8 protein-coding genes and 1 riboswitch are annotated in these 7562 nt (G+C 71.5%); of the genes, 2 read left to right on the top strand and 6 right to left on the bottom strand.

Annotation, left to right across the window (positions count from 1 at the left end):
• Positions 1–159: 159 nt before the first annotated feature.
• Both ABT324_RS30730 and ABT324_RS30725 read right to left on the bottom strand, forming a co-directional pair.
• On the bottom strand, positions 160–531 hold the full coding sequence (locus tag ABT324_RS30730) for a darcynin family protein (RefSeq protein ID WP_351184578.1): 372 nt from the start codon (positions 529–531) through the stop codon (positions 160–162).
• Positions 532–626: 95 nt separating this feature from the next.
• The gene (locus tag ABT324_RS30725) at positions 627–1523 is read right to left on the bottom strand and encodes an SDR family oxidoreductase (protein WP_351184576.1); all 897 of its coding nucleotides are present in this window, start codon (positions 1521–1523) and stop codon (positions 627–629) included.
• A 320-nt stretch (positions 1524–1843) separates the two neighbouring features.
• Here ABT324_RS30725 and ABT324_RS30720 point away from each other — a divergent pair, with 320 nt between their 5' ends.
• Positions 1844–2434: a TetR/AcrR family transcriptional regulator gene (locus ABT324_RS30720; RefSeq protein ID WP_351184574.1), complete on the top strand. Its 591-nt coding sequence runs from the start codon at positions 1844–1846 to the stop codon at positions 2432–2434.
• Between the two features lie 186 nt (positions 2435–2620).
• Here the strand turns inward: ABT324_RS30720 and ABT324_RS30715 are convergent, their stop codons facing one another.
• Positions 2621–3355, bottom strand: a complete 735-nt coding sequence (locus tag ABT324_RS30715; protein WP_351184572.1) for an alpha/beta fold hydrolase — start codon at positions 3353–3355, stop codon at positions 2621–2623.
• Positions 3356–3359: 4 nt separating this feature from the next.
• On the opposite strand from ABT324_RS30715, the gene ABT324_RS30710 reads away from it, so the two are divergent.
• Positions 3360–3941 carry a TetR/AcrR family transcriptional regulator gene (locus ABT324_RS30710; protein ID WP_351184570.1) on the top strand — a complete coding sequence of 194 codons (582 nt, stop codon included), beginning with the start codon at positions 3360–3362 and terminating at the stop codon, positions 3939–3941.
• A 13-nt stretch (positions 3942–3954) separates the two neighbouring features.
• Here the strand turns inward: ABT324_RS30710 and ABT324_RS30705 are convergent, their stop codons facing one another.
• Genes ABT324_RS30705 through ABT324_RS30695 form a run of 3 tightly spaced genes read right to left on the bottom strand, consistent with a single transcriptional unit; the run spans position 3955 to position 6976 of the window.
• Positions 3955–5214: an MDR family MFS transporter gene (locus tag ABT324_RS30705; RefSeq protein ID WP_351184568.1), complete on the bottom strand. Its 1260-nt coding sequence runs from the start codon at positions 5212–5214 to the stop codon at positions 3955–3957.
• Positions 5211–6311 (bottom strand): PLP-dependent cysteine synthase family protein, encoded by a 1101-nt coding sequence (locus ABT324_RS30700; RefSeq protein WP_351184566.1) that lies wholly within the window; start codon positions 6309–6311, stop codon positions 5211–5213. The genes ABT324_RS30705 and ABT324_RS30700 overlap by 4 nt, the downstream gene beginning before the upstream one ends.
• Entirely contained in the window at positions 6308–6976 is a 669-nt protein-coding gene (locus ABT324_RS30695; RefSeq protein WP_351184564.1) for a hypothetical protein, read from the bottom strand. The genes ABT324_RS30700 and ABT324_RS30695 overlap by 4 nt, the downstream gene beginning before the upstream one ends.
• A gap of 358 nt (positions 6977–7334) precedes the next feature.
• Positions 7335–7506: riboswitch (cobalamin riboswitch) on the bottom strand.
• Positions 7507–7562 lie beyond the last annotated feature (56 nt).

The raw sequence follows: 7562 nt of genomic DNA, 5'->3' as shown, positions 1-7562 counted from the left end.
CGTAACCACGTTTTCACCCCCCCCCCCCCGGGCGGGGCCCCCCGGGGGGCTGGGTCAGCTCATCCGCCGGGGCCGGGGGGGGGCGCGCGGTCGGGGCCCCCCCCCGCTTCGTCCTGCCGCCGCGCGGGCAGTGACGCCCCGCGGGATGGCCTCGGGTGGTCAGGCGACGACGGTGGTCGGGGTGGTGGTGCCGTGGTTCTTGGCGTAACCGTTCTCGACGCCGACGAGGATTTCCACCACCTCGAAGTAGTGGTCCCAGAACGGCGTTTCCCGCAGCGCGTCGATCAGCAGCTGGAAGGCGTCGTGGTCGCGCGCTTCCCACATCCAGATGTCGGTGACCCTGGCGGAGTAGAACTCCGTGTCGTAGAAGCGGGAGCGGACGTCCTTGACTTTCGCCTTGATGGTGGGCAGGACTTCGTCCTGGAACACGGCGATGCGCTGGGGGACCGTCAGATCCAGCCACGCGCGGGTCGTCTTGACCAGGATGAAACCGGTGACGGTCGGTTCGAAGTCGGTGATGGTTCCAGACATTGCTTCCTCCGGTTCGGTGTTCGGACCGTGCTTTCCGCACGAGGCGGTGGCGCAGTGCTGAGAAGTTGCTGGCGAAGTACCGGCGAGTGCTGTGGTCAGGCCGTGGTGTAGGCGCCGGTGCGGATGTCCTCGAGGAGGCCCGGCCCGGCCGGTTCCCAGGACAGGAGCTCGCGGGTGAGCGCGCTGGATCCGGTCATGGTCTGGCCGAAGAAGCCGCCGACGAACCCGAAGTGCTCCTCGGCGTCCTCGGGGGCGATCGAGGTGACGGGCAGACCGAGGGCCTCGCCCACGGCTTCGGCGATCGACTTGGTGGGGATCGCCTGCTCGGCCACCGCATGCATCCGGGTGCCCGCCGGGGCGGACTCCAGGCCGAGCCGGATGAGGCGCGCCGCGTCGGTGACGTGCACGGCTGACCATTCGGCGCTTCCGTCCCCGATGTAGCCCGAGACCCCACGGGCGCGGGCTGCGGCGGTCAGGAAGTTCACGAACCCCCAGTCGCCACGCCCGTGCACGCTCGGCGCGAAGCGCACCGCGATGGACCTGATACCGCGCGAGACCGCGTCGAGCGCGAAGTTCTCCGAGCCCCCGCGGTCCGAATCCGGACCGAACGCCGGTGAGGCGTCGCTCTCCAGTGCCGGACGACCTTCGACGATGCCGGACAGACCGTTGGCGATCACGAAGGGCTTGCTCGTCCCGGCCAGCGCATCGAGGACCACCTCGACGGCGGCCCGCTCAGCGCGGTTGGTGCCTTCCGGGTCGGCCCAGTCGTGCTTGTTGGCGAGGTGGACGACCCCGTCGGCACCGGCAGCTCCCCGACGCAGCGACTCGAGCTCGTCCAAGTCACCGCGAAGCGGCTCCGCGCCCTTCGCGGCCAGGGCCGCGGCGGACTCGTCGGACCTGACCAGCCCAGTCACCTCATGACCGGACCGCAGCAGTTCGTCCACAGTGGCCGATCCGATCCAACCAGTGGAACCTGTCACGAAGACGCGCACGACGCGCTCCCCCTTCCGCCCCCTCGGGCTTCGCGCTGGCACCTGCCAGCTAATTACGAGTCACCGTGCACCGAAACCGTAGCAAGTAACGGTGCACGGTGTCCATAAACTTGGAGCCACAGGCACTGGCCCGTCAACGCCCACGAGCCTGAGTCGTGAGCGGGAACGGTTGCGAGAACGACCATCGCCACTCACGACGTGCAACACCCCAGTCGTGAGTGGGAATGGTTGTAAGGACCACCATCGCCACTCACGAGCTTGGTTTGCGTACGCGGTGTCTCGCAATTTAGGCTGGTGGGCACTCTGCGACGGAGGGCGAGATGGTGCGCGAGCACGGGAAAGTCGGGCGCCCGCGCAGCGAGGAGGCGCGTGCCGCCGTCCTGCACGCCGTCGACGACCTCGTCGTCGAGGTCGGCTACGGGGGCGTGACGCTCAAGGGCATCGCCGAGCGCGCAGGCGTCTCCCGCCAGACGATCTACCGCTGGTGGTCGACCAAGGCCGAGATCCTGATCGAGGCCAGCGCCGTCGACGCCCGCCACGAACTGGACGTCCCCGCGCACGACCACCCCGTTGAGGACCTCGCCGCCTACCTCGACGCGTTGATCGTGTTCCTCACCACTTCCCACGCGGGAACCGCCTACCGAGCCCTGCTCGGCGAAGCTCAGTACGACGAGGCGGTCGGTGAGCTGCTGCGGAACAACGACCCGCTGGGCGAGAGCGCGGCCGCCGTCATCGCCCGGTCGTTCCCCGGCGATGTCCTCGAAATCCCGATGTCGCAGGCGACCGCCCTGCTCGTGGGGCCGGTCTTCTTCTGGATCCTCAGTGGAAGGGACCCGCAGGCCCTCGATTCACGCACCCTGGCCAACGATTTCGCCCAACGCGTGGCCCCTGCCCACCACACTTCGACGTGATCTGCGAAAGCCCGGTCACGGCCCCCGAGTCCTGCCTACGACGCATCGTGGGCGAGCGGGGCAGGTCGTCGAAGTTCTTCGTGGCGCCGACGGGGGCTTCACGCGATTTCGAGGGAAATCGGACATCTGGTTCCCCTTGCAATCGCATGACACCGGGGCGGTGGGCGCCGCACCGCGAGGCCGCGCCTAGGCCTCCTGCGCGCGGGTAGCGCGGAGGAAGGTGCCGAGCTCTCGGGCCACTGCTTCGGGGTTGTCCAGCATGGACAGGACGTATGCGCCGGGAACCTCGGCGTAGCGGGCGTTCGGGATGAGGGCGGCCAGTCGACGGCCGTGGGATGGGGGCATCACCCGGTTGTCCGGCGACCACAGCACCAGCACTTCGCCGTGGAAGCGGCTCAGCGCCTCGGTGTCGCGGATCAGGCCCGCCTTGTCGAACCTGGTCCGGCAGTAGGCGGTGAGGTCGCGGCGCACGCGCGGGTCGCGCAGCAGCGGTTCGGTCCAGCACCGGACGAGCTCGTCGGGCACCGGCCGACGGGCCATCTGGCCGAACAGGACCGGCAACCGGCGGAGCCAGCCCACCCGGAGCTGGTGCGCCGCGAACTGCAGGCCGCCGGGGACGCGGGCCGCGAGGGCGGACATCTTGCCGGGGAGGCCGGGCGGGAAGTTGTCGAACGCCTCGCACGGCAGGAACACCTGCCGCGCCACGCGCTGGTCGAGTCCGCGAGCCGTGAGGAACAGGGCCCCGCCCCAGTCGCTGTGCACCAGGGTCACGGCGTCGAGGTTTAGGGCTTCGAGGAAGTCGGCCACGAGGCGCACCTGGCCCGCCAAGCTCAGGTCCGCGTCGGCGTTCATCGGCTTGCGGTGCGCACCGAGGGGCAGCACCGGGCGCAGGTACCGGAACCCCGCGGGCAGGATCGCCAACGCGATGGCCGAGCTGCTGCGCGTGCACGGCTACGCGGCAACCAGCATCCAGCAACTCGCCCACGCAGCCGAGGTGCCGGTCGGCTCGATCTACCACCACTTCCCGGGCGGCAAGCGGGAGGTCGCGGCCGCCGCACTCCGCCAGTCCGGCGCCGCCTACATCCTGCTGCTGCAGGTGCTGCTGGACCGGCACACCGACCTGCCCACCGGGATTGAAGAGGCGTTCACCGCCGCCGCCGAGGACATGGAAAGCGTCGGCTGGGCCAACATGTGCCCCGTCGCCACGGTCACCGGCGAGGTCGCGGAGGCCGAGCCCGCGCTGCGCGAGACCGGGGCTGAGGTCATCGAGTCGTGGCTGGACCACGGGGTCCAGTACTTCGCGGAGCGCGGACTGCACGAGCACGACGCGCGGGCCCTGATGAGCGCCCTGCTTTCCGCCCTGCAAGGGGGCTTCCTCCTCGCTCGCGGACAGCAGTCGAAGGCACCCCTGATCACGGCGGGTCGAGCCGTGGCCAGCTTCGCCGCGACGCTGCCCATCACCGCACCGGTCTCGAACGAGGACCGACCTGCGCAGGACGACTATTGAGCCGGTCCGGGACTCACCCCCGGGCTTCAGCCGGCTCGCGGCGCAGCACGCCCCGGCGTTCCAGGGCAGCGGCGCCGAGACCACCGAGCACACCCACCGCGAGCAGGGCCAACCACGGGATCCAGCTCAGCGGGGACGCCGCCGTGCTGTCGAGCAGGGCACCGACCAGCCAGCTCACCGCCGCCGCCACCAGGCTGGAGACCAGGTAGTAGAAGCCGTAGTAGGTGCCCGCCAGGCGTTCGCTGCCCACGATCGGCAGCAGTTCCATCGCGAACGGGTTGGTGATCGCCATGCCGACCGTGAACAGCACCGTGGTCAGCAGGACCGGGAGGCACACCAGCGCGGTCCGCGCCCAGTCCGGTGCTCCCGGCGCGGGCGCGTCCAGCAGCGGGCTGGTCACCAGCACCGGGACGAACGACGCGCCCATGCACACCAGCCCGTGCGCCACCGAGCGTCCCGGCGTCCACCGGTCGCGGCACCAGCGGGTGATCCGCACCTGCCCGGCGATGCCAACCGCCGTGGACACCACGAACACCGCCGCCACCGACTCGGCCAGCCCGGAGACCCGCTGCGCCTCCAGCGGCAGCATCAGGTAGAGCTGGTTGTAGAGCCCGAAGTACGCCGAAAGCGCGAGTGTGAACAGCAGGAAGCGCCCGTTGGTGACGACTTCGCGCCAGCTGCCCAGGACACTGTCGCGCTGCGGTGCGAGATCCTGCTCGGGCAGCACCACGACCTGGGCCGCGGTCAGCACCGCGAAGGCGAGGCACGCCACCAGTGCGATCAGCCGGAAGTCGACGGCGAGCAGCGCGGCGCCGAGCAGCGGTCCGACCAGGGTGCCCGCGTGCGCGAAGACGTTGAACACCGCGAAGGCCTCGGCCCGCCGCTCCTCCCCCGCCTCGTGCATGAGGTACGTGCGGACCGCCGGGTTGAACAGCGCGCCCGCCAGGCCGGTGAGCACCGCGGCGGCGAACAGCCCGGGCAGTGAGGTGAACACGCCGAACAGCCCGAAGGAGACCACCCGCAGCGCGCAGCCGGTGATGATCATCGGGCGGCAGCCGAGCCGGTCCGCGGCGGTCCCACCGACCAGGAACATGCCCTGCTGGCTCAGGTTCCGGACGCCGAGCAGCAGGCCGATCACCGCCGCGCCGTAGCCCAGGTCCCGGCTCATGTAGGTCGCCAGGAACGGCAGCAGCATGTAGAAGCCCACGTTGATGCCGAACTGGTTGATCACCAGCAGCTGCGCGGCGCGCGACATCTGCCGGAACCCGCTCACCGGTCGTCCTCCCCGCACACCGCGCAGTCCACCCCGGCCCCGGTGCGCGCCGGGCAGGGGTCGACGACCGCCCGAGACCTGCTCCAACCCGGCTTGTCCACTTCGGACGGTTGGCGCGCTTCGGGGACCAGGCCGTGCTCGGCGACGTAGTCGTCGTCGAAGATGGTCTGCCAGTAGCGGTGCGGCCCGTCCGGGAACACCGCGCACACCGCGTCCGAGCTCAGCTCCTCGGCGCACCACGCGGCGACCACCGCGACCGCGCCGGTGCTCCACCCGCCGGTCACGAACGCCCCGGCGGCGAGCCTGCGGCAGGCGTCGGCCGCCTCCGCCGGGCCGATCCAGTGCACCTCGTCGAACACGTCGTAGGCGACGTTGCGCGGGTGGATGCTGCTGCCCAGCCCGCGCATCAACCGGTGCGCGGCGGGTTGTCCGAACACCGTCGACCCCGGCGAGTCGACGCCCACGACCTTGATCCCCGGCCACCGCTCGCGCAGGACCGGGGCGATCCCGGCGCTGTGCCCGCCGGTGCCGACGCTGCACACCACGGCGTCCAGGTGCTCGAACTGGGTGACGAGCTCGCGACCCATGGCGAGGTACCCGGCGGGGTTGTCCGGGTTCCCGTACTGGTCCGGCCAGTACGCGCCGGGCAGCTCCGCGAGCAGCTCAACCACCCGCTCCCGCCGGGCCCGCTGCCAGCCGCCCACCGGGTGCGGTTCCGCCACGACCTCGACGCGTGCTCCGTGCGCCCGCAGCAGCGCCCTGGTCATCCCGTCCAGCTCCCGGTCGGCCACAACCACCACCGGGTGACCGAGCGCCGTGCCGACGCAGGCCAGCCCGATGCCGAGGGTGCCGCTGGTGGATTCGACGATCGCGCCGCCGGGGCGCAGCTCGCCGCGGCTCCGAGCGCCCTGGACGAGCGCCAGCGCGGCCCGCGCCTTCATGCCGCCGGGGGCGAATCCTTCGAGCTTGGCCCAGAAACCGGGGTGCGGTCCGGGCAGCGGGGTGCCGATGCGCAGGACCGGGGTGTTGCCGATGAGGTCCAGGACCGACTGGCACCGGGGCCCGCCGTCGGTCCGGCTGAGGTCGAGTGCGGTCACCGCGGCTCACCTGCCTGGTAGTGGTGGAGGTCGGTGCTGTCCCCGGTCAGCCAGAAGAACGGGTAGGGCTCCGCGGACAGCGCGCGCACCTCGGCGCCGACCACCTCGCGGAGCACCGCGGCGCCGGTCTGCGCGAACATCACCAGCGGCAGGCCGCGGTCGCGGCAGAGCCCGGCGATGTCGTCGAAGGTGCCGTTGCCCAGCACCATCCCGGAGGCCAGGACGGCCTGCGCGCCGGAGATCGCCTCCCGGTGGTCGACGAGGACCGGTTCGCCCCACTCGGTGACCCCGCCCTTCAGGTCGCACGGGACCGGGCGGAACCCGCGTTCGCGCAGCGCGGCGAGCAGCGAGTTCACCACGCCGATCACCGCGACGTTGCCGCCCTCCGGCGCCTCGACGAGCTCGGCGACGGCGCGGGCGCGGGCCATCGACTTCTCCAGCGAGGTCCCGGCCGGGATGCGCACCCGCCGGGCGCCCGGGTGCTCGTCGTGCGGGACCTGGTTGGCCAGGTGGGCGTCGAGCACGGCGACCCGGACCGCCGGTTCCTCGTGCTCCAGTAGTTCGGCGGCGCTCCGGCCGACGAGGTCGCGCACCGAATCCGGGTCCAGCTGGCCCGGTTCCACGGCGCAGGAGCCCACCGCGCGACCGATCCGCACGCTGAGCACGCAATTGGCGTAGCCGGCGCTCCGGCCGCTGTGGTGTGCACTTTGGACGGTCAGGAAGACCACCGAGGCCCGGCTGTCCCGGAGGTGGCCGCCATCGGTGGCGCGAACCCGCTCGACCACTGCGCACAGGGCCGAGTGCCGGGTCCGGGTTGGGGAGGGTTGAGCAGGTGGCACAGGATGTCTCCACAGGAGTCAACGATCGGCGCGGCGAGCCGCACCGGCGGTGGGCTGGTGGCTCAGACCTGCGTGTCCGACGTCGTGGTGTGGAGCTCGGCTGGGCACCGCGGCGGGGCGGTGGCCAGCAGCGTTGGTGCGCGCTGCGGCACGTCGACTACCTCCTCCGGGGCTCCTCGACCCCGCGTGGATCGGCACGACGGCGTCAGTCTCCTGACTCGCGGATCCGCGCTAACCGCCTGCCTTCCCACCGCGGTCGCGGCAGTGGCGCACGTGGCGGCAGCTCCCCGTTCACAGTGGCGGGACCGTGCCGGATTCGCACCGGCTTCCTGCGCACCGTCGCATGAACTAGCGCGACGTTCGCAGCGCGCGGGCGGGGTGTCAAGGCATCCGCCGCCCAGATCACCCCGGT

The sequence above is a fragment of the Saccharopolyspora sp. NPDC000359 genome (assembly GCF_040300525.1).
In the GTDB taxonomy this organism is placed as follows: Bacteria; Actinomycetota; Actinomycetes; order Mycobacteriales; family Pseudonocardiaceae; genus Saccharopolyspora.
The sequence above is the reverse complement of the archived record's forward strand: the minus strand, read 5'-3'. Positions and strand labels throughout refer to the sequence as shown.

Coding starts and splice junctions, on each gene's coding strand:
- ABT324_RS30730 (WP_351184578.1), bottom strand. CDS start 531: ATGTCTGGAACCATCACCGACTTCGAACCGACCGTCACCGGTTTCATC.
- ABT324_RS30720 (WP_351184574.1), top strand. CDS start 1,844: ATGGTGCGCGAGCACGGGAAAGTCGGGCGCCCGCGCAGCGAGGAGGCG.
- ABT324_RS30710 (WP_351184570.1), top strand. CDS start 3,360: ATGGCCGAGCTGCTGCGCGTGCACGGCTACGCGGCAACCAGCATCCAG.